At 51.9% G+C, this 25,320-nt stretch carries 23 protein-coding genes and 1 pseudogene; 9 read left to right on the top strand and 15 right to left on the bottom strand.

Translation table 11 applies throughout. The annotated features are described in order from the left end of the window. Positions 1-54: 54 nt before the first annotated feature. Complete coding sequence (locus N655_RS0112610; RefSeq protein ID WP_026443275.1) at positions 55-735, bottom strand: MarC family protein; 681 nt, start codon at positions 733-735, stop codon at positions 55-57. A 260-nt stretch (positions 736-995) separates the two neighbouring features. On the opposite strand from N655_RS0112610, the gene N655_RS0112605 reads away from it, so the two are divergent. Then, positions 996-1,385: a response regulator gene (locus N655_RS0112605; protein WP_026443274.1), complete on the top strand. Its 390-nt coding sequence runs from the start codon at positions 996-998 to the stop codon at positions 1,383-1,385. A gap of 9 nt (positions 1,386-1,394) precedes the next feature. Here N655_RS0112605 and N655_RS18845 read toward each other — a convergent pair whose 3' ends face one another. Together N655_RS18845 and N655_RS0112595 are read right to left on the bottom strand one after the other, a co-directional pair. Further along, entirely contained in the window at positions 1,395-2,801 is a 1,407-nt protein-coding gene (locus tag N655_RS18845; RefSeq protein ID WP_049961417.1) for a glycoside hydrolase family 32 protein, read from the bottom strand. 332 nt (positions 2,802-3,133) lie between these two features. Further along, positions 3,134-5,200 (bottom strand): beta-galactosidase, encoded by a 2,067-nt coding sequence (locus N655_RS0112595; RefSeq protein ID WP_162173553.1) that lies wholly within the window; start codon positions 5,198-5,200, stop codon positions 3,134-3,136. 257 nt (positions 5,201-5,457) lie between these two features. Between N655_RS0112595 and N655_RS0112590 the strand changes: the two genes are divergently transcribed. Beyond that, positions 5,458-5,706, top strand: a complete 249-nt coding sequence (locus N655_RS0112590) for a hypothetical protein (protein ID WP_238324721.1) — start codon at positions 5,458-5,460, stop codon at positions 5,704-5,706. Between the two features lie 36 nt (positions 5,707-5,742). After that, positions 5,743-6,684 (top strand): branched-chain amino acid transaminase, encoded by a 942-nt coding sequence (locus N655_RS0112585; protein WP_026443270.1) that lies wholly within the window; start codon positions 5,743-5,745, stop codon positions 6,682-6,684. 95 nt (positions 6,685-6,779) lie between these two features. Here the strand turns inward: N655_RS0112585 and N655_RS0112580 are convergent, their stop codons facing one another. The 4 genes and pseudogenes from N655_RS0112580 to pncA form a co-directional block, all read right to left on the bottom strand. Further along, positions 6,780-7,529: a phenylalanine 4-monooxygenase gene (locus N655_RS0112580; RefSeq protein WP_026443269.1), complete on the bottom strand. Its 750-nt coding sequence runs from the start codon at positions 7,527-7,529 to the stop codon at positions 6,780-6,782. Positions 7,530-7,652: 123 nt separating this feature from the next. Then, a complete protein-coding gene (locus N655_RS0112570; protein WP_162173552.1) occupies positions 7,653-10,202 on the bottom strand; it encodes a TonB-dependent receptor in 2,550 nt (849 codons plus the stop codon). A 6-nt stretch (positions 10,203-10,208) separates the two neighbouring features. Further along, positions 10,209-10,535 (bottom strand): annotated as a pseudogene (locus N655_RS21215) (carboxypeptidase-like regulatory domain-containing protein); the annotation flags it as partial. 197 nt (positions 10,536-10,732) lie between these two features. Beyond that, complete coding sequence (gene pncA / locus N655_RS18840) at positions 10,733-11,383, bottom strand: bifunctional nicotinamidase/pyrazinamidase (protein ID WP_044934627.1); 651 nt, start codon at positions 11,381-11,383, stop codon at positions 10,733-10,735. Between the two features lie 114 nt (positions 11,384-11,497). Between pncA and hppD the strand changes: the two genes are divergently transcribed. Then, positions 11,498-12,622 carry a 4-hydroxyphenylpyruvate dioxygenase gene (gene hppD, locus N655_RS0112560; RefSeq protein ID WP_026443267.1) on the top strand — a complete coding sequence of 375 codons (1,125 nt, stop codon included), beginning with the start codon at positions 11,498-11,500 and terminating at the stop codon, positions 12,620-12,622. 249 nt (positions 12,623-12,871) lie between these two features. On the opposite strand, the gene N655_RS0112555 is transcribed toward hppD, so the two are convergent. The 3 genes from N655_RS0112555 to N655_RS0112545 all read right to left on the bottom strand — a co-directional run bounded on the left by N655_RS0112555 (position 12,872) and on the right by N655_RS0112545 (position 17,321). Continuing rightward, a complete protein-coding gene (locus N655_RS0112555) occupies positions 12,872-14,071 on the bottom strand; it encodes an MFS transporter (RefSeq protein ID WP_349509489.1) in 1,200 nt (399 codons plus the stop codon). Between the two features lie 117 nt (positions 14,072-14,188). After that, positions 14,189-16,288 carry a glycine--tRNA ligase subunit beta gene (gene glyS / locus N655_RS0112550; RefSeq protein WP_026443265.1) on the bottom strand — a complete coding sequence of 700 codons (2,100 nt, stop codon included), beginning with the start codon at positions 16,286-16,288 and terminating at the stop codon, positions 14,189-14,191. A 79-nt stretch (positions 16,289-16,367) separates the two neighbouring features. Beyond that, on the bottom strand, positions 16,368-17,321 hold the full coding sequence (locus tag N655_RS0112545; protein ID WP_238324719.1) for a glycine--tRNA ligase subunit alpha: 954 nt from the start codon (positions 17,319-17,321) through the stop codon (positions 16,368-16,370). A gap of 153 nt (positions 17,322-17,474) precedes the next feature. Between N655_RS0112545 and N655_RS0112540 the strand changes: the two genes are divergently transcribed. Both N655_RS0112540 and N655_RS0112535 read left to right on the top strand, forming a co-directional pair. Then, the gene (locus N655_RS0112540) at positions 17,475-18,065 is read left to right on the top strand and encodes a hypothetical protein (protein ID WP_026443263.1); all 591 of its coding nucleotides are present in this window, start codon (positions 17,475-17,477) and stop codon (positions 18,063-18,065) included. 70 nt (positions 18,066-18,135) lie between these two features. After that, on the top strand, positions 18,136-18,849 hold the full coding sequence (locus tag N655_RS0112535; RefSeq protein ID WP_026443262.1) for a hypothetical protein: 714 nt from the start codon (positions 18,136-18,138) through the stop codon (positions 18,847-18,849). A 151-nt stretch (positions 18,850-19,000) separates the two neighbouring features. On the opposite strand, the gene N655_RS0112530 is transcribed toward N655_RS0112535, so the two are convergent. From N655_RS0112530 to N655_RS20365, 5 genes are all read right to left on the bottom strand, one after another. Beyond that, positions 19,001-19,444 (bottom strand): hypothetical protein, encoded by a 444-nt coding sequence (locus N655_RS0112530; RefSeq protein WP_026443261.1) that lies wholly within the window; start codon positions 19,442-19,444, stop codon positions 19,001-19,003. Positions 19,445-19,482: 38 nt separating this feature from the next. After that, the gene (locus N655_RS0112525) at positions 19,483-20,286 is read right to left on the bottom strand and encodes a BON domain-containing protein (RefSeq protein WP_162173551.1); all 804 of its coding nucleotides are present in this window, start codon (positions 20,284-20,286) and stop codon (positions 19,483-19,485) included. Positions 20,287-20,385: 99 nt separating this feature from the next. After that, the gene (locus N655_RS0112520) at positions 20,386-20,868 is read right to left on the bottom strand and encodes an Hsp20/alpha crystallin family protein (protein ID WP_026443259.1); all 483 of its coding nucleotides are present in this window, start codon (positions 20,866-20,868) and stop codon (positions 20,386-20,388) included. A 122-nt stretch (positions 20,869-20,990) separates the two neighbouring features. Then, the gene (recN, locus tag N655_RS0112515) at positions 20,991-22,676 is read right to left on the bottom strand and encodes a DNA repair protein RecN (protein ID WP_026443258.1); all 1,686 of its coding nucleotides are present in this window, start codon (positions 22,674-22,676) and stop codon (positions 20,991-20,993) included. Between the two features lie 156 nt (positions 22,677-22,832). After that, entirely contained in the window at positions 22,833-23,042 is a 210-nt protein-coding gene (locus tag N655_RS20365) for a hypothetical protein (RefSeq protein ID WP_081823710.1), read from the bottom strand. 179 nt (positions 23,043-23,221) lie between these two features. On the opposite strand from N655_RS20365, the gene N655_RS0112510 reads away from it, so the two are divergent. The 3 genes from N655_RS0112510 (at position 23,222) to N655_RS0112500 (ending at position 25,308) form a co-directional block, all read left to right on the top strand. Beyond that, complete coding sequence (locus N655_RS0112510; protein ID WP_044934622.1) at positions 23,222-24,001, top strand: MotA/TolQ/ExbB proton channel family protein; 780 nt, start codon at positions 23,222-23,224, stop codon at positions 23,999-24,001. Next, entirely contained in the window at positions 23,985-24,410 is a 426-nt protein-coding gene (locus N655_RS0112505; protein ID WP_026443256.1) for an ExbD/TolR family protein, read from the top strand. The genes N655_RS0112510 and N655_RS0112505 overlap by 17 nt, the downstream gene beginning before the upstream one ends. Positions 24,411-24,480: 70 nt before the next feature. Beyond that, positions 24,481-25,308 carry a TonB family protein gene (locus N655_RS0112500; RefSeq protein ID WP_026443255.1) on the top strand — a complete coding sequence of 276 codons (828 nt, stop codon included), beginning with the start codon at positions 24,481-24,483 and terminating at the stop codon, positions 25,306-25,308. Positions 25,309-25,320 lie beyond the last annotated feature (12 nt).

Raw genomic sequence — 25,320 nt, 5'->3', positions numbered from 1 at the left:
GCGCTTCTATTTGCCTAAAATCAATTTCCATATCTCAGGGGCCCCTCACGTCGGTCAATCCTGCTTTGCAATCACGCCCAGGTCCGTTAATCCATTGACAAAGAATTGCATGGCAAGGGCAACCAGCAGCAGCCCCATAATACGTACAAGAATTCTGATGCCGGTTTCTCCCAACACGCGGCGCAAACGGTCTGCTCCACTCAGCACGCCGTAACTGGCTGCGGCAGTAATCGCGATAGAGGCAAAAATTGCAATGAGCTGCCAGTGGTTCGGTGACTGCCCCACCAAGACCATCACGCTTGAAATGGCCCCCGGGCCGGCCAGCATTGGAATTCCCATCGGTACAATGCCGGCATCTTCCTTGGCGGCCGCTTCCATGGCTTCGTCAGAGGACTCCTGGGTGGGAGATCGTTTTGCCTCTAGCATGTCTATGCCAATCAGAAGCAGGATAAGACCTCCGGCGATTTCAAAAGCGGGCAGTTTGATTCCAAAAAGACTGAAAATGAACTGCCCGGCAAGGGCAAAGGCCATGAGCACAATAAAGCAGGTCAGCGCGGCCTTAAAAGCGATCCTGCGACGACGCTTTGCATCGGCACCTGCCGTAATGGCAATGAATGTGCCAATGGCGGCGAAGGGATCTACAAGAAAGAAAATCGAGCTGAATGCCAGCAAGGAAAACCGGACATACGCCGAATGTTGGAGTTCGTGGAGCGCCTGGTTTGCTGGTCCGTACATGATACCTAGCCTTTCCCTTGATGTTACCTGAGACATGCAAATTGCTGAAAAACTAGGGCTTATCGACAAAGCATGTCGAAATTTCATGGCTTTCATGCAGACATTGCACAGTTGCAAAAGGTTGCCTGTCTTCGTTCTTTCTTAACTTATTGAAAATACAAGTACTTAGTAGGACCTAGACCATTTTGGCATACGGTCTGCTTCTTCTCTGCGCAGGCCTTGGAAGGAAAGGCCTGCAAAAAAACGGAGAAGACACGGAAATGAACTTATTGAACAGCAACCTAAAGTCAACTCCTCGAATTTTGTTGTGCAGTGATCATCATCGCCTTGCTATACCGCTGCGGAACGCTTTGTTAAGAGCTGGATTTCAAGTTGATCTTGGCCATGACTATCGCCACGCCGAACTCTTGTGGGGCGAATTGCGCCATGACATTGTCTTAATAGAAATTTCGAATGCGCGTTCGATTGAGGATGCCGTGGCCACGGCCCTGCGAATCAAAGAGCGAGACCCTCAGCAGCTCGTGATATACCTTGCCGATGCGATGCTGAAAAACAGCGGCCTGACCGGCGACGCCATTCTTCCACGCGATGCCGAACGCCTGCCGCAAGCAGTACGAGACGTGATGGATAACATGCTAGACCCGTGCTGAGGCAATCCATCAGCGAGAGAGGCGGTCTTTGGAGATTGGTGTAAGTTGCCAGATCTCCAAACCAGAAGAATCAGCCGCCTCTCCGGTGACATGGATACTCAGATCCGGAGCAGACAAACCTGAAAAGTAAAAACGTTTTGTGTAGGCCATTTGTGACTGGATGAAAACTTCCAGGATTGACCCATCTACAAACAAATGCAACTCTAGCTCGACAGGAATGTTGGGAAGCGTGAGTTGCGCACCAGCAAGCTGAATCTTATCGGGCTGGTCCGGATGATATTCGAGATGGAGGACATTGCCGAGCCCTCTTTCTCCTTGAATCGAAAATGCAATCGGAGCAGAAGTTTTCAGCCGGCAGAAGACTTCGCCACAGCATTTTTTAATGCTGGTGGACTTCTTTGGTTCAGACCTGGTGCGCAATTGCTTCAAAGCTGGATGCGGTACCATTTTCAGATTGTTCTTTTCATCGAGCGTCAGCACTCGTGGCAGAGACATCATCCCTGCCCACCCTGCTGTTTGGTACTCGTTCTGCGGCCGTGTCTCAGGAATCCATCCCCAGAGGATGCGATTTCCATTTGCATCCAGCTGTGTCTTCGGCGCATAGAAGGAACCATCATCCAACAGGCCGCTCCGCTCAGGATGAAAAAGCAATCGCTCTGTGTCGAAGGTCCCAACCTGCCAGAAGGATTTTCCTTCAGCGGAATGAATCAATACATGCTTATCGCCGAGCGGGAAGAAGTCTGGGCACTCCCACATGTCTCCTGAATCCACTGGATTTGCAGTCTGTTTACCATTTCCCGTACCTTGCGCCAAAAAGTGCAGATATTCCCAGTGCTGCAAATCCCTTGAACGATAGAGCAGAACAGCCCCGCCTTTGCCGCGGATGCCGGAACCAACCGCCATGTAACACCAATCATCCTGCCGCCATGGTGATGGATCGCGGAACCCGCTCACATCGATTCCTTCAGGAGGGGCTGCTATGACCGGCTGCGGCTGCTTGGTCCATGTAGTCAGATCATCATCGGAGGAAATTGCGAGGCACTGCGATTCTCGAAAACTATGTTCTCCATCGCGAATCGTGGCTTCATTTTCCGGGACCGAAACAACGCCGGTGTAGAGGACGGCCACTTGGTCGCCGTCAATCACTGCTGTTCCGGAAAAACATCCTGCCGCATCTGGCCCACCAGGAGTCGGTGCGAGCGCTACTGGAAGATGCTCCCAATGCACCATGTCCGGACTCACAGCGTGTCCCCAGTGCATGTCTCCCCAATACGCACCGTTGGGATTGTACTGGTAAAACATGTGGTACTTGCCCTTCCAGTAGATTGGGCCATTCGGATCATTCATCCAGTTTGCTGCCGGAAGCAGATGGTACTGCGGACGCAAGGGATCAGTTGCCAGCGCTGCCGGAACCACAGCAGCGAAAGTACTCCGCAAAAACGAAGTTTGGCCGCAAACAGCAAAACCGGCGACCATTCTTGACATAAAACTACGACGATCCATCATTGGGGCTAGTTTAATGATTGAAGAGACAAAAGTGGCCAATTTAGCTGCATAACAAAAAATTGCCTTTGTAAACAGCCAGCTTTGGCCAGTTGAAGAACCATCTAAGCGTATCTCTGTAATACGTGCTTCAAAGCGAAAAAGGCAGCACGAATGGTCTCTCATCTTTGCGCCAACGGCTGACGCCAGGGATGAAGGACCTCATCTTGGGCACTTAAAAAGAATACGGCCTCTCAGCCTTTTTCTCACGCTGGCTGCAACACTTTGACTCCGTAAGGTTCCAATACCAGCTGTCCTGATTGTGTTTCGCCTGTAATTGCCTCTTTGTACATTCTTTTCAACGGAAGAGTCTGCCGGTTCGCGGAGTGGTTCAGCACATAGATCCAGCGTTTCCCGCCGGATTCGCGCACTGTGACCTCAACCCCCGATGAGGCGTCCAACTCAGCTTTGGCCCCAGCTGATGCGGCCAGCGTATTCAGCAGCCGTCCCAGTCCAGCGGGATCAAGTCTTGCTCCGATGTAAACAGCCTTTCCTTTTCCAAAAGAATTGCTGGTAACGGCAGCCTCTCCTGCATATCTGCCGGTTGTGTAGGTGGCCAATACTTCTGCTTTTTCAGGAGCAAGCACGTCATACCAGAGTTGACAGTCCGATTCAGCATCCCCATAGGTCTGAGCAAACTTTACTCTCTGTTTCTCCGAATAAACCGGCACATAGTCCTTTACTGTTACTCCCATCACATCGCGCAGAAGTCCTGGCAGGGGCGTTTTCATCATGCGGCTTTCCGGGTCTTTCGCACTGAGACGAAAACCTGCAACGAAGACCCCTCCGCTGCGTACGAACTCACGGATATTGGCCGCCTGTTTTTCTGAGACGATATACATAAATGGGGCCAACACAATCTTGTAGCGGGAAAGATCGCGTGTTGCATCGATTACATCTAAGCCATAGTGTCCGGCCCAGGCGGCACCATACCAGGACATGACCTCATTCATGTATTTCAGCTTAGGCTGTCCTGGCTGGATGCTGACCGCCCAGTCTGCATCATTATCAAAAACAATAGCCACATCGGACACATAGGAAGCATGCAGCGCTTCATGGCCCAGCGCTTTCAGTTCTTTCACCGTCTGCACAATCTCATCAAATGCGGGACTTTTCGAGCGGTCATGATTCAGCATTCCATGCCAGTATTCTTCCGCGCCAAATGTGGCCGTGTCCCAGCGGAAGTACTGGATCCCCATGGCCCCATGCGCTACCGCCTGATACGACCACAGCCGCACCTGTCCCCTCTCCGGCTGAGGAGAGAAAGTCGGCTGTCCGGCTTTGCCTACCTGCTCTTCCATAATGTAGAACGGCTTCCCGTCTTTGATGCTGCGGGAAAAATCATGAATGAGAGAAACAGGAGCCGCCACCTGCTCTGGCGTAAGGTTCATTCCGGCTTCTTCCATATGGACAGCGAAGAAGCCGGGGTAGTTGTCTGCGGCTACAAAGTCCAAGTTCGCGTAAAGCTCACGCTGGTTGATGGTGTCTACTAAAGGAACGTTATTCGTTGTGATGAAATGCTGTGGGCAGAGCTTGCGCAATACGCCAAGTTGCTCTTGCAGAAAGCCTGTGTTGGCGTAGCTCTGGTAGCGGTCATAATCCAGCGCCATGCCCGGGTTCGGCGGCGCGCCTGAAGGCAGCGGGACGGGAACCTGGGAGAAATCTGTGTAAATCTGGCTCCAGAAGGCTGTGCCCCACGCCTGGTTCAATGCATCGAGAGAACCGTATTTCGCGCGCAGCCACTCCTGAAAACCTGCGCGGCACGATTTGCAATAACAGCGTCCGGACTCGCCAAGCGTCAGCTCATTGTCAATCTGCCAGCCGATGACGCCTGGAGTCCGGGCAAAGCTGTTCGCCATCTCTGTTGCGATCTTGAGCGAAAGCCGACGGTAGGTTTTATTGGTGGGACAGGTAAAGCGCCTTCCTTCGGGACCAAGTGTCATACCATGATCATTGACTTCAAAGACCTCGGGATATTTTTCAGTCAGCCATGGCGGAGGCGCAGCGGAGGGTGTTCCCAAAATTACCGCAATGCCATTTTTATGCAGGATGGCTACAGCGCGATGCAGCCAGGCAAAATCGTAGAGGCCCTCAGACGGTTCCATCAGCGCCCACGCAAACTCAGCAATGCGCACCGTGTTCAGTCCTGCTTCTGCGATCATGCGCGCATCTTCTCCCCAAAGAGACTCGGGTGTCTGGTCTGGATAGTAGTCCACACCCAACATCGGCGCTTGAGAAATCGTTTCCCCAAATGCATCTATAGCACTAGCCAATGGCCGCATCCACAAGAACCCTGTCGCAGCTCCTGCACCCCTCAGAAAATTTCTTCTGTTCATCGAACAGCTACCTCCACGCACGTAAACCCTTGTATCCAAAATTCTGCTCTGTGCGCAAGCATTATGTGGTAACACGAGTGAACATCATGTTTCACCCTTGGTGGTCAGACCCACGAATTGTAGATAAACTCGCAATGCAAGCGGACCAGTTCCGCAGCACATGGGTCGCGAATAAGGCAGTTTACCGCACACGCATGGCAATTGCTGATGGAGGGGAGCTGTTGATTATCGCTCCGGGCCTGGAACGGTTCGGCGAAAAACCAGAAGTAGACGCACTCATCCGCAGATATGGTTACACCGGCACAAAACGCATTCTGGACCTATACCGGACCGAAGCTGACATGCAGGAGATTCCGCACGCGGCGCGACCTGGCAGCTACTCCGTTGCATCGAATGTGAAAGAATCACAGGGCCGCGCCAAGGATGCGCTCCAAGCGATATAATCAATGGTTCAACGAAAATAAGGAGCGCAGCTTTCCATGCCCATCCAGCCCACCAGCAAGATCTGGCATAATGGCAACCTCATACCCTGGGACAAGGCCCAGATTCACGTGATGAGTCACGTCGTACATTATGGCTCGTCGGTTTTTGAAGGTATCCGCTGCTATGGACAACCGCAGGGAGCGGCCGTATTTCGCCTGCCGGAGCACATGCAGAGACTGATTGATTCGGCCAAGATCTACCGGATGAAACTACCCTACTCCCTTGACCAGCTTTGCTCCGCCACGGTGGAACTGATTGAAGCCAACGGCATTGCTCCATGCTACATCCGCCCGATCGCATTGCGCGGATATGGTGAGATTGGCGTGAATCCAAAGAACTCTCCAGTCGAGGTCTACATCGCCAACTTCCCCTGGGGCAAATATGTCGCCGGCGACCATGGTGCCGACGTCTGCATCTCGTCGTGGAGCCGTCTCGCGCCCAACACCATGCCTTCTCTGGCCAAGGCCGGCGCCAACTATATGAATTCGCAACTCATCCGGATGGAGGCAGATACGAATGGCTATGCGGAAGGCATTGCACTGGATGTGAATGGCTATCTCTCTGAAGGTTCAGGGGAGAACCTCTTTCTTGTTCGCAATGGCGTCATCTATACGACCCCGCTGGCCAACTCGGTACTCGCAGGAATCACTCGCGACTCTGTGTTGACTCTGGCCCGTCACTTCGGTATCCCGGTCGTAGAGCAGGCCCTGCCACGCGAACTGATCTACATCGCCGATGAAGTCTTCTTTACAGGGACTGCAGCAGAGGTCACACCGATCCGTTCTGTTGACCGGATTACGATTGGGGATGGCAACGCAGGTCCCATCACAAAACAGCTTGCCGATGAGTTCTTTGGCATTGCCAATGGGCTAAGACCGGACCGCTTCGGCTGGCTCACTCCCGTGAATGTAAACACAGAGCAAACCGTCTCGGTGTGAGCTCTGCATCGCACTCAAAACGAATGGGTGGCGAAATGCCACCCATTTCTTTGTTCTGAAAACCGCTTCCGCAAAACCACATTTGCGACTCTTGGCTACATTAGGCGCTGTTCAGCATCCTGCACTGCCTGATAAATCTGGTCAAAGGATTCCACAGCATAAAGCACTTTTTGCATTTCGGATACATTGACCTGCTGTGCCATAACCTGGTCAAGATTGAAGTCGCGAATTTCCGGCCCTCCCTGGATGACATGCGTGGACTCACCATGAGACGAGATCAGACCGCTGCCGTAAAGTTTGATTTTTCCGCTTTGCCGGATGACGCCAAACTCTACCGTAAACCAGAAGATGCGCCCCATCTGTTCAAGCTTCTTCTTATTGTCTATTAAAGCCAGGCATACACGCCCATAGTGCTGCAGGAAGTCGGCAAAGACAGGGTGCGCATGCATTGGTACATGTCCGAAGACATCATGAAAAATGTCCGGTTCCGGTGTGTATTCCATCGCTTCGCGCGAGCGGATATAGGTTGTGGTTGGGAATTGCCGCGCTGCCAGCATTTCAAAGAAGGCATCCGGAGGAAGAAAACCACTGACTGGAGTTGCGTTCCACCCAGTACGCGGCCCAAGGCGTTGATTGACGGCAGCCAGGTCCGGAATCCTGTCTTCACGCAGACCGATCTGATGAAAGCCATCGAGATACTCCGTGCAGGCATGCTCTTCGAGCTGGGGAATGCGACGGCGCACTAGCTCTGACCAGACAGCATGTTGCTCGCGTGAATAAGATTTCCAGTCCTGCTGAATAAGGTATGGCCCGGCGATTTGCAGGTGTGCAGATGCAGGTGTCATCTTTTCATACTCCTCAACCCAAAACTCTTGAGGATTACACTTCAAGACGAGAGATGTCAATCAAGGCGGAGCAGAGACGGACAACTCTACCAAAATCAATGTCCGCCTCTGCGTGCAGGGTCATCATTCACCGGACAGTTTCCAGCGAAGCCCGAAGGAGACGGTCGGCCTGTAATATTCCCGCTGTACCGGATAAATGCCACTACCGTTATAGAAGCCAAAAACTTCATTGCTGAGATTGAGTCCGGAAGCAATGACTTGCAGATGCTTGTAGACGCGATAACTTCCCTGCACATCGAATTGCGTATGCGGATAAAAATAGTTGTCCCCTGTTGGACCTTTGAGCCCAAGGATAGGATCATTGGCAGCTCCAGTGGACGCAGACCACTGATACGCAGCGATGCTAGCATCGTTGTGACTGATGGCAAACCGCGAAGAGAAACGGCCCAGATCATAGGTAAGGTTGAAGTTATAGTTATTCGGCGCCATACGATCGAGATGAGGATGGTCCGTACGTCCGCCGTCAAAATCGGCAGGGAAAGTAACTCTGGATGTTGCATAGCTATAGTTTGCATTCACCCCAAAGCCACGCAGTATTCCAGGAAGAAACGAAAATTGCTGCTCCCATTCTGCTTCAAAACCCTGAATGCTGGCGTTCGGGCCATTGATGGACTGGGTCTGTTGATACGTCTTGCCTGTATTGTTGTAATTGGGAATAAGAGTGGCAACAGGGTATATGGGATCTGAAAGTTGTTTATAGAAGTATCCGGCCTGCAAGATGCCCAATGGCTGAAAGAAATGTTCTACTAACACGTCAATGTTATTTCCCTTTGTAGGCTTTAAATTCGGGTTTCCTGTGGTAATGGTTGGATATGGGGTCTGATTTGGATCAACTACCGTGGCTGGAACCAGATCACCAATGTTCGGCCGCGCAATGCCTCGCCCGTAGACAATGCGCAGATTGCTGTTTAACTGAAATTGATACTGTAGCGCGACACTCGGCAGAACATTGAAATAGTTTGCGTCTTGCCGGACGGGGACCACTGTAGGCGTCAATGGATTGCCTTGAGCGTCTTGGTTTGCCGTTACGTTGTTTGCCAGAAAATGTGTAGCGTCATTATCGAAGCGGACACCACCCTGGAGGCGAAACTTCCCAAAATAAATTACGTCTTCCAGATAACCTGCTGAAATTCTCTCATCCGCGTTGAAGAAAGCCTGGGCTTCCGTGCTGACAGCATTTACGCTATCGAGCACAAAGGCGCTGGAATTCGCCTCAAAAGCATTCAGGATTTTGTTGTAAGAAGAAGCAGGTCCAAATGCTTGTCCGCCAATGGCGAATGTTCTGTTGTAGTAGGTTGGATTGGTGTAAGTCCCGAGAACACTGGAAAGCATAAATGGGCTGGCGCCAGACGGCGTGTATCTATTATTCGTCTGCCGCTGCGTAGAGTAAGAATTGCGGATCCTGACCCCGATGGAAAACGTGCTGGGGTGTCCCGCCGTCGCATAATTGTGCGCCAGCGAAGCATCGCCTTCATAATTGAGTTGCGTTGCGTGATAAGTGTAGAAGTCTGTCTCGCTGACGCCATATTGGGACGCGTCAAAGCCATTGGTCCCGTCTGTGGCATAAAGCCTGGGTCGATATGGGTCACTGTTGTTCTGCGCAAACGTAACACCAGACGGGCCCTGAAAATAAGTGGTCGGGAAGGCCTGACCGCCGATATTGTGTCCGCGGGATGCCGCAAATTCGTAGACGATCGTATCGGATTTTAGATCATGCCTTGCACCAGTAAGGAAACTGAAGACCTGCTGGTCGGGTCTGCGGATGTAATGGCGGTATTGCCAGTTTCCGGTATGGTCAAAGGTGATCTGACTGCTATTCGTGCCGGTAAGGGCACCAGAGTTTGGGGTATAGACCCATGCTTCTCCATAGTCATGAAAGTCAGCATATAGGCCCTTCAAATAAGCAGTCATTGTAGGGGTGATTCGATCATCGATCCCGAGATCAAAGCCGTATCGTGTGCGGTAGTAAGTGTAAGATCGCAGATCTTCGCTGTTGATATAAGCGATGTTCTGTCCGCTGGGCAGCGTTCCGTAAGTCTGACTCGGCTCCAGATCATCAATGCCGCGGTTCGTGCGGTCCCATGTCCCACCCAACAAAAACCCAAAATTCTTGTTTGTGCCGAAGCGCTGACCGAAGGTGCCATCGAAACCTCCACGCCAGTAGCCATTCTGAAGAGGATTGTAGCCAGCAGTTCCACTCAGCGCGTAAAGCGGCTTGTCTTGTGCTGTTTTGGTCACAAGGTTTACGGTGCCACCAATTGCGTCCGCATCCTGGTCAGCAGCGAGCGTTTTATACACCTCGATCCGTTCGACTACATCTGCCGGAACAGCATCCAGCTTGATGTTGCGCACCGTTACTTCCGGAGCAGGAAGGTTGATTCCGTTAATGGTGACGTTGCTTAACCTAGGCTCGGTTCCGCGAATCTGAATGTATTTGCCCTCACCCTCATCCCTTTCCAGAGAGACACTGGGCAGTCGTCCCACCGCATCAGCAATGTTGTTATTCGGCAGACTGGTGATGACACCTTCTGGTTCCACCTGCACAATTTCAGCCGACATACGCTCGACATTTACCGCCTCGGCATCGCCCTGAAGGCGTGGTGCTGTGACCATTACAGTATCGGCCTCAGATGCTACTTGAAGGACTACATTAAAAGTCAAGGTTTGTCCCGCTGCCACATTCACAGTAGTCTCGAAAGCCTTAAAGCCAACATAGGTTGCTTTCAGTGTGTACTGCCCTGCGGGTAGATTCGAAAGCCGAAATGATCCCTGATCGTCGCTCGTAGTCTGTCTCCCTACCGGATCAACTTCAATCTTCGCACTTACCAAAACAGCCCCTGCTGCATCTTGTACTGTTCCAACAATTGCGCCAGTTCCAGTTTGTGCTGAGAGTCTGGATAGTAACAACGGGATGGCAACGAATATCACGGCTATCCACTTAATCATGGACTTCTACCCTCCGGAAAGATTCCCAGGAGCACGACCTTGCTCGTTATGCAGGGCTTGAAGTTGTCCCGGGCAGGTTTGAAGGTAGAGTTCTATTTCTGAAGGGAAGCTTAAGAAATTGGTTTTGTTACATTCTTTTCATCAAGGGTAAGCAGATTTTATCCTCTATTCATAAACCTTATCAACAAACAGACAATTTAACGATAAATTGACTCGCTCTTTAAATCCCCACAATATAGTGTTTGGACGCAATACTCCATAAATTCGCGTCGAGTTTCTTCTACAGAGTGGCCATGACCCATTGCACGGCATGCATCTTCAATGACTACAACCTCAAACCCTGCGGACTTGGCGTCCACTGCTGAGTATCGTACACAGTAGTCATAAGCAAGCCCTGCGAGAAAAACGCGTTTGAAACCAAGTTCGTGCAGATATGCCGTGAGTCCTGTCTTCGTAATGCGATCATTTTCCTGAAAGGCAGAATAAGAATCCACGTCGCGGTGGAAGCCTTTGCGCAGAATCAGCTGTGCACGGGTGATGTCAAGTGCGGGGTGGAATTCTGCCCCTTCACTTCCCTGCACGCAGTGGTCAGGCCAAAGGGTCTGCATGCCATAGTCCGTTTCAATCGTATCGAATACAGATCTGCCAGGATAATTGGAAGCAAATGACAGATGGTCTTTGGGGTGCCAATCCTGGGTCAGCACAACATGTGGGAACTGACGGACAAGCCAATTGACGAGGGGAAGAATTTCATCACCTTGCGGAACGGCCAGCGCTCCTCCAGGGCAAAAATCCTTTTGCAGATCAATAACGATCAGAACGTCTTGCGGTGTAATCTTGACGGTCATTGGTATGAATTCCCCGCACTTTCCAACTGCACACTTCAGGGTATATGTTAATAGGTCGCCTCAGAACAGGGTCGTTGACCAGGCGCACTGAATTCAGTCAATGGAGTTGCACCAATGTCTACTCTTGCGCATCCGGAAGTACAAACACAAAGAGATTTCCTGCCCTTAAACGGTACGGACTATGTGGAGTTTTATGTTGGCAATGCAAGGCAGGCGGCGTACTACTATCGTCTTGCGTTTGGCATGAAGCTGGTGGCCTATGCGGGCCCAGAGACCGGCGTACGAAACCGGGCCTCCTACGTTTTACAGCAAGGCAAAGTGCGCTTTGTACTTACCACTGCACTGCGACCAGACAACGATATTGCTGAGCATGTTCATCGTCATGGCGACGGCGTACACGATATTGCGCTTTGGGTAGATGATGCAAAATTTGCCTGGAAGGAAACGACCCGACGCGGTGCACGAAGTGTGCGTGAGCCCTTTGAACTGCATGATGAACATGGAACACTTCGTCTGGCCACCATCGCCACCTACGGAGACACCGTGCATACCTTTGTGGAACGCGCTGATTACAAAGGCGTATTTATGCCCGGCTTTCATCCCGTGCAGGAAGACACATTGGCACGTCCTGTAGGATTGCTGCACATTGACCACATGGTGGGAAATGTCGGCTGGAACGAGATGAACCGCTGGGTGGATTTTTATGCCGACATCATGGGCTTTTCGCTGTACCAGCACTTTGATGATAAAGATATTTCCACGGAATATTCTGCACTTATGTCTAAGGTGATGGCCAATGGCAACGGGCGCATCAAGTTTCCCATCAACGAACCAGCAGAGGGACGGAAAAAATCCCAGGTGGAAGAGTATCTTGAGTTTTATCACGGACCCGGAGTACAACATATCGCTCTGGCGACAAACGACATTCTTCACACCGTCTCGCAACTGCAGATGCAAGGTGTTGAGTTCCTGAGGGTGCCGCACACCTATTACACCGAACTGGAAAAACGTGTTGGAAAGATCGATGAGCCCGTGCAAGAGCTGGAAAAACTGGGCATCCTGGTGGATCGTGACGATGAAGGTTATATGCTACAGATATTCACTCGTCCCGTAGAAGATCGCCCGACCCTTTTTTATGAGATTATCCAACGGAAGGGCAGCCGTAGTTTTGGCAAAGGAAACTTTAAGGCCCTGTTTGAAGCCATTGAACGCGAGCAAGCTGCACGCGGCAATCTCTAAGAAATTACCCAGCGTGACGGTTACATGCCGTCACGCTTTTCTACCTTCTTTTTTCTTTTCATCTCCTCGCAAAATTTGAAAAGTACCCATAGCAGGAAGCTGATTCCCAACACTACAAATGTAGACAGCACGTAAAGAGCAATAAGTTTGGGGTCCACTTATATAGATGAAATGATCTAGAATAAGTGATGCAAAAGATTTTTGTAAAGATTTTATAAGTTTGACCTAAGCTGGTATCGAAAGCCAATGTTATTCTGAAGACATGTTCATCCCTTTTGACTCCCGACCAAAAGCTGTTATGCAGACAAGATAAATCGCCACGATGGCGACAGTTCCGGCCATAACAACAGAAAAACTACCGTAATGTTCTGCAAATCTTGCCTGTATGACAGCACTGCGCGATGCAATCAGGTTCCCCAACTGATAGGCCAGTCCAGGGAAAGTAGCTCGTACTGGTGCAGGCGAAAGCTCGGTAAGATATGCCGGAACTACTCCCCAGGCCCCTTGCACCATAAACTGCATCAAAAATGCTCCCGCAGCCAGCACGGAAAAGGAGTGGCCCAGCGCAAAGAGAGGTATTACAGGCAAGGAAAGGAATGCCGCTGCGATGATAGCGCGTTTTCTTCCAATCCGCTCTGAGATAGCTCCGAAAAATATACCTCCCAGCAGTGCGCCGACGTTATAAATCATGGCTATCATTCCCGTCATCGCAGCAGACGAGTGATGGTCTTTCTGCAGAAAAGTAGGATACAGATCTTGTGTACCGTGGGAAAACAAATTAAAGCCACTCATCAACAGCACGAGAAAGAAGAAAGTTGCGAAATATTTTTTAAGATCCGTGAAAGAGAGACCCGCTTTCGCGACGTTGCGCTGGCCATCTCGCCACACGGGCGATTCTTCCACACTGCCGGCAATATAGAAGATCAAAAGCGCTGGCATGGCCCCCACAACAAATAACCCACGCCAACCTAAGCTATGGCCATACCAATAAACATGCGTGAGAGGCCGATAGAACAGGGCATAGGTTGCCGCCGCTACCAGATATCCAACGGCATATCCTTCCTGCAGCAATCCGGAAAAGAACCCTCGGCCTTCTTTAGGCAACGTTTCTAAAGCCAATGCTGCTCCTACTCCCCATTCCCCTCCCATAGCAATCCCAAAAAGAGCACGCAGAACAAACAAGGCGTGGATGGACGGTACAAAGGCGCAAGACAATTCAAAAACAGAATAACAGGCTACATTCAGCATGAGTACGGGGCGACGCCCGTAACGATCGGCCAGAATGCCAAACAAAAATGCGCCAAACGGGCGAAAAGCTAGTGTGAGAAATAATGACTCTGCAACAACAGACGTGCGTGTATGGAAATCTTCTGCAATGGCGGAAATACAGAAGACCAATAGGAAGTAATCAAATGCATCAAGAGTCCAGCCCAGAAAAGAGGCAAGCAATGCATGTCTCTGGGGAGCAGTGAGCGCTCGAAATTGGGGCAATAGATCTGTCTGCATACACAAAAGATGAGGGTAGCAGAAAGCTGAGCGGCCCTAGGCCTAAACTTCCACTGCGATCTACGAAGCTACAATCTCTGAGAAGTCCGCAATTGAGGAAAACCCATTGAATATAGTGTCCAGAAGCTGAATACGGTTCCGCCGCAAAGCAGTGTCTGTGGCCATGACCATTACTTTGTCAAAAAACAGGTCCACATGCGGGCGAAGCGTGGCGATCTGTTCGAGGGCCTCCTGATAATTCTTCTCAGCGCGCAGGGATTCAACCACAGGAATCAGTTTTTCCATCTCTGAAAAAAGCGCCACTTCAGCCGGATCAACCAACAGCTTGCTGTCCACAACCGTTACCTGGTCCTCTTTTCCATCTTCCTTTTCTTCCGCTTGACGCAGGATGTTCTTAATGCGCTTGAATGCGGCGGAGATGGCAACGAAGTCCGCAGAACCTCGCACAGATGTAAGGGCATCAGCTCTGGCAATTGCGTCGCGTACGTCATCATATCCAACTGCCAGCACAGCATGCACAATGTCATAGTTGAATCTACGAACCTCCCGGAGATAAAACTCGACGCGCTCCTGGAAGAAGCCGGACAGAGAGCTGGCCATGGAGATTCCTGATTGCCGAGAGGCCTCCAATAAATCAGAGAGCCCCAAGGGAAGATTGGATTCAGCAAGAATTTTGACCACGCCGTTTGCAGCCCGCCGCAGGGCGAATGGATCTTTGGATCCTGTCGGCTCAAGCCCAATCGCAAACATAGCAGTAATGGTTTGGATGCGATCCGCAAGCCCCAGAATTTGCCCTTCCGCACTGTCTGGAATCGCGTCTTCTGCGGATGTGGGAAGATATTGTGTATAGATGGCCTTTGCAACCGTCTCACCCAGTCCCTGGGCCCGCGCATAAAGACCACCAACAACTCCCTGGAGCTCAGTAAATTCCTTGACTAGTTCTGTAGTCAGGTCGGCTTTTGCCAGGCGGACTGCCTTCAACAATGCATCTTTGTCCACGGCATGCCCGCGGCCAATCACGAAGGAAGCAATCTGATCTGCAATGTGAAGGTTTGCACCTGTTTTGTCAAAATAACTTCCAAGGTCTTTCTGGAAAGTCACAGATCGAAGCATTTCCACACGTTCTTCGATCGGTATTTTCTGATCCACGGTCCAGAAAAAACGTGCATCGTTGAAGCGTGCCCGCAGGACACGTTCATTCCCGTGACGAACTACAGCCACGCCACGTTCGTCCATCTCTGTATTCAATACTGCGAGAAAGTGCGGCAGCAGCTTACCCGATGCATCTTCAACTGCAAAATACTTCTGGTGATCACGCATGACCGTCACCAGCACCTCTTCCGGCAACGACAGATAATCCGGATCAAAGCCGCCAAGTAAAACAGTCGGCCACTCTGTAAGATGGGTCACTGTTTGGACCAGATCCTCATCTTCGCGCCAGCGTGCGCCCGAAATTGTGCGTGTTGCCCCATCAAGCGCCTTGCGAATTCGCTGACGCCGCACCTCCACGTCTACAAGGACCTTGGCCTTTTCCAGCACAACAGGATACTCTGCCGGGTGATTGACGGTGACGGCGTGCCCTCCGTGTAATATGCGGTGACCATAGCTCAGATTTCCAGCATGAACACCAGCAAACTCTACTGGAACAATGACATGGTCGAGAAGGGCCAAAATCCACTTTATTGGACGCACAAACCTCTCCGGCTTACCCGCACGCCAATACATGTTTTTGGGCCAATAGAGCGCAGCCAGTTCTTTGGGAAGGTGTTCGGCCAGGACCTCGGATGCTGCACGTCCCTTGCGTAATACTTTCGCTGCAGCATACTCGCCCTTTGGTGTTGCGATTTTCCACAACGCAGAGATGTCTACTCCCGCCTTGCGGGCAAACGCCTGTGCTGCTGCGGTGGGCATCCCATCCTTAAAAGCAATGCTCCAGGACGGGCCGATAATCTGTTCCTCTGAATCGGCCTGATGCGGAAGGACTCCCTTCACCCAGATGGCAAGGCGACGAGGGGTAGAAAAAGAAACTCCGTCCACCGCTGGCAATAGATTTTCGCGCGTCAGCAGTTCGGTAATGCGTCTGTAAAGCTCATCCTGCGCCGAAGCAATCATGCGCGCCGGCACTTCTTCGAGTCCAATCTCAAATAGAAAATCTGCCATGATTTTTGCTGGTTGCTCTTCGCTTCCGGCCTTTCCTTTGAATGGCTTTGTCCACACACAGAGAGAGCGAGCTACTCTCTCAACTGGCAGCGAGCGCTGGGTCTTGCTGCACAACATAGGCCCGGGCCACACCCACTGCCAAATTACGGATCCTGGCAATCACTCCGACACGCTCCGTCACTGAAATTGCACCGCGCGCATCCAGAAGATTGAACAAATGCGAGCATTTCAGGCAAAGGTCATAGGCCGCAAGTATGGGAAATCTTTTTAAAGATTTCTGAAATTCCTGCTCATCGTGCACGAGTCTCTCATGTGCCTTTTGCTGTGATCTGAGTTTACGAATCTGCTGAAAACCTGCCAGCAGCGTCTGGCATTCAGCCTCATACAGATGCAAGTGTTGCCACAGTTTTTCAATCTCTGCTGCCTCAAAGTTATAGACAGAGAACTGAAGCTCTTCCGCCAGCCTTACTTCTCCATAGGTCATGGCATGACCTGTGGCCGGGTCTCGAGACCAGACGATGTCATAGATTGAGTCAACGTCCTGCAGAAAGGCAGCGATCCGCTCCAGACCATAGGTAATTTCTCCGGAGATCGGATCCAGGTCAATTCCCCCACATTGCTGAAAGTAGGTGAACTGCGTAATCTCAAGCCCGTCTAGCATCACCTGCCATCCGATCCCCCAGGCGCCAAGAGTAGGAGACTCCCAGTTGTCCTCTTCAAACTTAATGTCGTGTTCCCGCAGGTCTATTCCGATTGCCTCCAAAGATTCGAGGTACACATCCTGAATGTCTGCCGGTGGCGGCTTCAGAATCACCTGAAACTGGGTGTGCTTGTACAAACGGTTTGGGTTCTCGCCATAACGGCCGTCTGCGGGACGCCTGGATGGCTGCGCATATGCAATCTGTATAGGCTTTGGACCCAACACACGCAGAAATGTGTCCGGAGACATCGTACCCGCACCCACTTCAACATCGTAAGGTTGCTGCAGGACACATCCTCGTTCAGCCCAGAACTGCTGGAGGCGGAAAAGCAATTCCTGAAAAGTGAGCGGTCCTTGTCTGGTTAAAACTGAATCTGAAGCCAAGCGCAGTCTCTCTTGTCCCGTAAAATGATTGCTGCATTGATTTTAATGGATACGTCTCTCCGCCGCAGAGGCGCACTATAATTCAATGCAAGAAGTCTACGCATGAATGCTGCCAGATTTGCTCTCTGCCTCCTACTGTTCCTCATGGCCAGGACCACGTATGCAGTTGAGCTCAGGATTTCCGCACAGGCGCTTGAACACACACTCAAAAGCCAACTCTTCAATGCACCAAGCGGACGGTACTACATCAAAGGGGACATCGGCTCTCCTTGCTACGTGTACGCAGATTCACCGAAAGTCTCCTTCTCCGGAGACCGCATCGTTGTTCATGTACATACCAGCGCAAGGCTGGGCACACATCTGCATGGTATGTGTATTGGAATCGGCCTGTCGCCAGAGGCCGATGTTTCCCTGTTGCCAGATGCTGAGGGGGAAACCATCGGCTTTCGCGATGCACGCATCGAGCATCTGAGCGAATCTCGCGAACTAAACTTCTTACTGGTACCGTTCCTGGACCGCAAAATTCCGTCTAGCATGAAGGTAAATGCTGCGGATTTGTTAAGAAAGGTGCTGGCACAGTCTTTGCAAAGCACCGGGTATGACCTGAAGCTCGACCGTTTAAAAATCCACTCCATGCAGGTAGAAGGAGATATGTTGGTGGTAGATGTGGATGGAGATTTGAGCGTCAATTAATGATGCTCTCAAAAAAGGTTTCTCCCTTGACCACCGGCACAATGGCCTGCCACACTGCGGTCAAGCGTATATGGCCATTCCCATCAAAGCGGAATACGCTGCGCATCGAAAAATTCGTGTGCGCAACACACCGCTTTACCGGCTGGCACACTGGCCAATCTGGATATGGGTCTTCTTTCTAGCGCCAGGCTGGTTAACGTTTGATCTTTTCGCTCGGGGCGGCAGCCGCTGGAACCTCCTCTGGCTTGGTGTGGTGCTGACGGGCACAGGAATCGCTGCGTACTGCGGCAAGTTGCCAGGTGCAGAGCCGCGCCCCTACATTCTGCGCTTCGATGAAGACCGCCCAAACCCACTGTATCGCAAAGTCTGCTACACCTTCGGGTGGAATGCCGTATTGAGCTTTGCGCTCCTCAATCTTGCCGGAGTAATCGATGCCGTCACAAGCGGGTCATGGCACATGATGCAAATTTACCGCTACGGTTACTTCCCACTGTGTGGCTTGATCTTGCTGCTTGGATTTGCTGGCCTGCTGCCGCGCGTCCGCCGCTCTACCAAAGGAGAGGGTGTGGAACGTCGCTATTTTTATGGGGCGGTCTGGTCGGTCACCGTCGCGCAGACTGTTCTGCTGCTTCTCTGGAAGACCTTGCCCAAAACCCATGCCACAGATCTCCTAAAGCTGATCGTTTATGCAGGCTTACTTGTAATTCTGGGAGTGGCGGCAGCCCTGGGCCTGTTGCCAAGAACCAGACCGATCCTTCCCGGTGAGACGATGATAGCCGATTAATGGCAGCGGCGACGAAGGATTCAATTGCAATAAGGTTTCAAGTCTGACCGTGAACAGCTTGTACCCGCCAATAAAACACACACCAGGTACAGATCGACATCATGCAGCCCCAATGTGCTTCCCACCACAGGAAAGCGACCACTCTACAAGTTTAGGCTGCTGACGGAAGCCGCTTCTCTGTCTCTGTATTTCCAGATGATCGATTCATCATCCCTACGGGTTCTGTCAGCCCAAGGATTGGGCCGTGCTGGATATGCCTGGCTTCCACGAGGACCTTGCAAAAGCGTAGCCCCAGTAAGCGGTAGCATTTGATTGTAGTAATTTCAGCTGCATGAAACCGCCTGTCGATTTTCCGTAAGGCCTTAATCAATGCTTTCTCTAATGATCGTTGCGCGTTGAAAGCCATCGACCAACCGTCCCATGCATGTGTCAGCCAAAAGAAATGCCATCCCGCAAGTCGTACTTTCCTCTCAACTTGGCCTGCGTTTTCCTCCAGCAACAACCAATCCTCGAACGACAATATGCTTTTTGCACGAAGAGGTTCCGGCAGGAGAACGTCCTTTTTTAAAACCATCTGCCCCACAAAGAGATTCATGCCCCACACCCTTTCTCTTTTCTTAAGAGCGGCCAGCTTTACTGAGCAGTAGGACACGCGGATGCAAGAGAATTTGCGAATGCAGCATCGCGCATCTCGCTGCTGCGACGTTGACTGGCTACCACCAACTCATCGTCTATGCTGATAACGCCATAGATGCCGTTCACCCTTGTTATCAGCTGTTTTTTCTCTTGATCGTTGGCTACAGATCCCATTAGAGTCACAATTCCATCTTTCAACCTTGCAGCCACTCCTGGATATTCCGTTTGAAGAAGTTTGCTCAACTCCAGACGCACTTGCTCAGTGTCATTCAGGTCTGGCGTTGTGCGTAGCTTGTCGTGCACGTCTACTACACCGCTTGTGCTGCCAGCGATGGCCAGTGCCAATGCATGAGATACCGGACCATCCACCGTTCCGGACAACGTAACCACACGATTCGCAACAGAAACTTGCACATTCGCCAGCCCGGATGCCTCACTCGGCCACCCATAACGGAGACGATCTTCAACTTCTTTTTGCAAAGTCGCGTCATCCACCGGAGATGCAGTTACCTGGATATGGTTCTGAACATGATCAATCCCTGGAAGGGACCGCACAGCAAATTCTGCATCGAGCTTGTCCTGATAGTGCTCAACGGATCCGGAAAGTGTTGCCTCGCCATGGGCAATGGACACCTCCACCAGGGCCAGTGCCGGGTCCCTGTCCAAAGCATCCTGTGCCGCTTTGAGTAGACTGGCCTGAGAGTATCTCGTCTTGAATTTAGCGTTGTTATCAGACGAATACGCATAGGCACACAAACCAAGGATGACAGCGGAGCACAGAAATTCCCTCAAGAACTTCATCGCACCCCTCCAAGCAAATGATGAATGTAAAGAGCCGGGGAGGCCTTGCTCAGAGGCAAGCCTCATACCCGGTCAATAAAAACCAGAAGCCTGGACAGGCTAAGCTGCCTTGGAAGCAGCGATCTGTTTTACTGTTGGAGTGCTGATTTTGATCTGACGTGGCCGGGCTTCCGCCTTCTTCGGCATCTTCAGCGATAGCACCCCATTTTCATATTTGGCCTCAATCTGGTCGGCATCCACAGTTGCCGGCAACGTAAACGTACGGGAAAAGCTGCCGTAGAAGCGCTCGGTACGATGATAGCGCTCTTGCTTCCTGCTTTCCTGATGTTTGCGCTCTCCGCTCACTGTGAGAACATTGTTTTCGACCGTAATATTGAGGTCCTCCTGACGAATTCCCGGTATCTCCATTTCGAGGAGAATACTATCGTCTTCTTCATATACATCTGTCTTTGGAGAAAACCACGGTTGCATCAGAGACAGAGTTTCACCTTCTATCTCTGGGAAAAATTCATGAAACAACTTGTTCACGCGATCCTGTAGAGAAGTAAGATCGCGTAAAGGCTGCCAACGTACAAGTGCCATTCGCATCTACCTCCTCACATCAGGTTTGTTATTTTCTACATGAAACGATGCAGGAAACAGAAAAAAGTTGCCTGAAGAATGGACTGCAGCTGATTTTCATTGAACCGTCCATGGCCAGAGATTCACCGGCTTGCCTTCACCATCTGTTCGGCGTGTTTCAGCGATGCTTCTGTGAGTTTTGCACCGCTTAACATACGGGCCACTTCTTCGATTCGCTCCCGGTCTTCAAGCAAACGGACCGAGGTCTTTGTGCGACCGCCCTGCTCTTTTTTCTCTATCAGGAAATGCTGGTCAGCGAAGGCAGCGATCTGCGGAAGGTGAGTGATACAGAGCACCTGCTGCGCACGGGAAAGGGCCTTTAACTTCTGCCCGACGGCCTCGGCTGCGCGGCCTCCAATACCGATATCAATTTCATCAAAGACCAGTGTGCGCGGCACCGGGGTCTTCTTTTTCTGGGACTTGCTGGCCCCTTCTTCCACGCTGACTTTCAGCGCCAGCAAAACACGGGACATCTCGCCGCCTGAAGCAATTTCATCCAGCGGCTTGAGTGGCTCCCCCGCATTGGTGGCGATACGGTATTCTACTGTGTCCCATCCATGCGCAGCCCAGTGGGCTGGGTCTTCACTCGGCGTCACAGTTACGGCAAAGCGCGCCCTCATGGCAAGGTCGTTGATCTGCGCTTCGGCCAGCTTTTCCAGCTTTTTCGCTGCTTCCGTGCGCAGGTGGGTCAGTGATTGCGCGGCCTTGCGGTACTCATCTTCTGCTGCCTTTAGCTCCACGCGCAGAGATTTCACAATTTCATCACTGTTCTCAATTTCGTTCAGCTTTACTGCAATCTCCTCACCATAAGCGATGACCTCGGCAAGCGTTGCACCATACTTGCGCTTGAGACGGTCGAGTGCCGCAAGGCGGTCTTCAATCTCAGCCAGGCGCTCTGGCGAAGCCTGAATGCCTTCGGCATAGTCCCGGACAGTGGCGCTGACGTCCTGCACCACAGCGCGGGCTGAAGCGATTTGCTGGATCGCGTCCTGAAATTTTGCATCATACCGCGCAAGTTCTTCCAGTTGTTTCAACGCAGCGCGAAGCGCGGTTTCTGCTGAAGCTGCACCCTCATAAAGAAGCTCATGCGTATTCATTGCGGCCGTATAGAGCTTTTCAGCGTTGGAAAGAACACGCCGTTCGGTTTCCAGCATTTCATCTTCCCCCTCCCTTGGATTTACGCTCTCAATTTCGTTGCGCTGAAAGCTCCAGAGATCTACCATACGTAGGCGGTCCTGCTCATCACGTTCCAAATCGGCCAGTTTTTGCTGAATGTCGCGCCATTTTTGATGCAAAATGGCCAGATTTTCAGTGGAAATTTCACCAAAGCGATCTAGGAGTCCCCGCTGTTGCGCCTGGTCAAAGGCCCCCAGTGTCTCGCTTTGCGCATGAATCAGCGCCAGCTCCGGGGCGAGCTGCCGAAGTACTGTTACTGTGGCCGGCTGATTATTGATAAAGACGCGGCCCTTCCCGTTAGCAAAGATCTCGCGTCGCAGAATAATCTCCTGGCCGGCAGCATCAATCCCATTGGTCTCAAGAATGGCCTCTGCTCCCGGTGTGGGCTCAAAGACACAGGCCACCACAGCCTTTTCCGCTCCATGCCTGACCACTTCGGAGGAGGCCTTTTCCCCCATCAGGAGGGCCAGAGCGTCTACCAGAATGGATTTCCCAGCCCCAGTCTCTCCCGTCAACAGGTTTAGGCCGGGACCAAAAGCTGCTATGGCATGATCAATGACGGCGTAATTCTCTGCGCGCAGTTCAAGGAGCATCCTGCGCGCAGGATATCAGGGGAACGGGGGAAAGAGCATCTTTTACTTGTTCTAAATGGTACGACGCAAAGTAGGAGGCAGTTCCCGTAATCCGGGCACACGCATCGTTAAACGCGTGAGATATGCATCGGTTCCTTCAAATCGGCGTAGACGGACTCAAGCCGCTTTGGCCGGCTCGAAACCGTCACATCCACTCATGGCGCTCACTTTCAAATGAAGTGAAGCAAGTTTGGGATGACCACAATCATCCATAAATGTTTCTGGAGCCTGTTTGCTGGAATGAATCTGAATCAACATAGGAGTTGCCGGGTGTGGCTCGCCGAAATGAGCACAAAGTCCGCATTGTCCAGGTTGCAGCATGACCATCGCATTTCTCCTTCAGGCTTTACGGCCACAAAATCACTGCCGCGTAACCAATGAGACGAGAAAAGGTCCCTTGGGGGTTGCAGAAGTATCGCTTTCTGTCTGTGACATGACGATTTTCGTTTCAGGACGTCGTACAACCTGGTAGTGACAATCTGCTTCTGCTAACGTTGATAGTGGGAATGACACATCTTTTGATATTCGCCTTCTTTTTGTTTCAGGCGGAACCGGACGCCGCTGCTCCGCCTGTGCCTCCCAGCGGTAGCGCCATTGTGGAGATGCTGCAAAACAGCGGGCCGGTGGCCATTGGCGTTTTGCTGGTGCTGTTAATCTTCAGCATCTACTCGTGGGCGATCATCCTAGGCAAATGGGGGAGTTTTAAGCGTGCGCGCACGCAGAGTAGCCGCTTTCTGCGCGCCTTCCGTAAGGCCAATCGTTTACAAGAAATTGCAGCGGTCAGCGAGCAGTTCAAGCCCAGTCCTTTGGTGAATGTTTTTGATGAGGTTTATGAGACTTACCGTCGTCAAACCGGAGGCTATGGTCCGCCCCGCAACATCACAGCCCTGGAACGCGCGGCGCAGACGGCGTCAAGTGAGGCCCTGACCGTGCTGGAACAGCGGCTGACGTGGCTTGCTACGATTGGGGCCATTTCGCCGTTTGTGGGCCTTTTTGGCACCATTATGGGGATTGTGGATGCATTTCATGGGCTCGGCACGGCGGGCGCAGCAACGCTGCGGGCGGTGGCCCCTGGCGTATCGGAAGCCCTGATTACCACAGCGGCAGGTCTTGTCGTTGCCATTCCCGCCGTCATTGCCTACAACCAGTTCACGGCCCGATGCCGGGAGTTCGGCGCCAGAATGGACGATTTTTCGCGCGAACTACTCAACAGCATGGAAGAGTCGGAACTGGCGCCCAATCAAGACCCATTTGAAAGGGAGGCCGCGCGTGGCCTTCACAAGTAGAAGCGGACATACTCAGACCTCACTGGCGGAAATTAACATCACCCCTCTGGTGGATGTGGTGCTAGTGCTGCTTGTGATTTTTATGCTGACGGCCCCGGTACTGCAGTCCGGCATCGACGTCGCTGTTCCGAAAACAAAAACGGTCAAGGAAATTACCGAACAGCGGCTGGTCTTGACGATTGACAAAGACCAACGCGTCTTTCTCGGTGACCAGCCGGTGAACCTTGCTGACCTGCCATCGCGCCTGCATCAGCCGGGCAAAGACCCTGCGCATCAGGTCATTTACCTGCGCGCCGACGAGCGCGTGCCTTTTGGGGCCTTTGCCTCCGTCATGGATGCCGTGAAGCAGGCAGGAATCACGAACATCAGCATTGTGACACAGCCTGTTGAGAACGGCCCGACAAAGTAACACGGGTTGACTCAGCCGGCGAAAAGACACGCGAACCAAACTAGCCATGAGAATCAGCGCAAGAATGAACATGGAACCCGACCGGCTTGGAGGCCCTACAGCGGGCTCCGTTTTGCTCCATCTTGGAATTGCCGGGTTGATCGCGCTGTATGTCTTTTTAGCAGGAAGGTTTCATGGTGGCATTTGGGGAAACAATCAGTCTGCCCCAGGGGCCATACAGGCTACGTTGGTCAGTTCTGCCCCTACACTTCCCTTGCCCAGCGAACAGAAGCCAACAGAAAATGTTTTGGCCACTGAGCACCAGAGTCCAGCTCCAGCGCCACCGGCTCCCCAGAAAGCAGAGCCCATTCCACCTCCGGAAGCCATCCCGGTCCCGGAGAAGCAAAAGCAGCCAAAAGTAAAACAGCAAGCACCGCAAAAACAGGAGAATCCCGTAAAACAGGCCCCCAAAGCGGCCAACCCCAGCCAGAGCAAGCATCCACAGCCTGTGCCCAATCAGAAAAACCGGGCCTACTATGGAGAAGCACAGCAGTCGAATATTCCCCGATCCACCACAAGCAACCCGAACGGCAACAATCCCGTCGCAATCAATGGGGGGGACTTTGGTTCGAGGTTCCCCTGGTATGTGGATTTGATTAAGAGAAAGACTGCGCAAAACTGGTTATTGCAGGAAGTCGCTCCGGGAACTCCGGCAGGAGCGCGAGTGTATTTGTCTTTCATCATTTCGCGCGATGGTTCTCCCAGTCGCATCCGAGTGGAACAATCGAGCGGCTCACCAAGCCTTGACTCCTCATGTCTAAGAGCTGTGCAACGCGTGGATTCTTATGGTCCGCTTCCGGCCGGGTACAGTGGTAGTTCCCTTTCGGTGTCGTACTATTGTGAGTGGCCGGGGTGGTGATCCCGGTACTTT

Origin of the sequence: Pseudacidobacterium ailaaui (assembly GCF_000688455.1) — a bacterium.
Taxonomy (GTDB): Bacteria; Acidobacteriota; Terriglobia; order Terriglobales; family Acidobacteriaceae; genus Pseudacidobacterium; species Pseudacidobacterium ailaaui.
The sequence above is the reverse complement of the archived record's forward strand: the minus strand, read 5'-3'. Positions and strand labels throughout refer to the sequence as shown.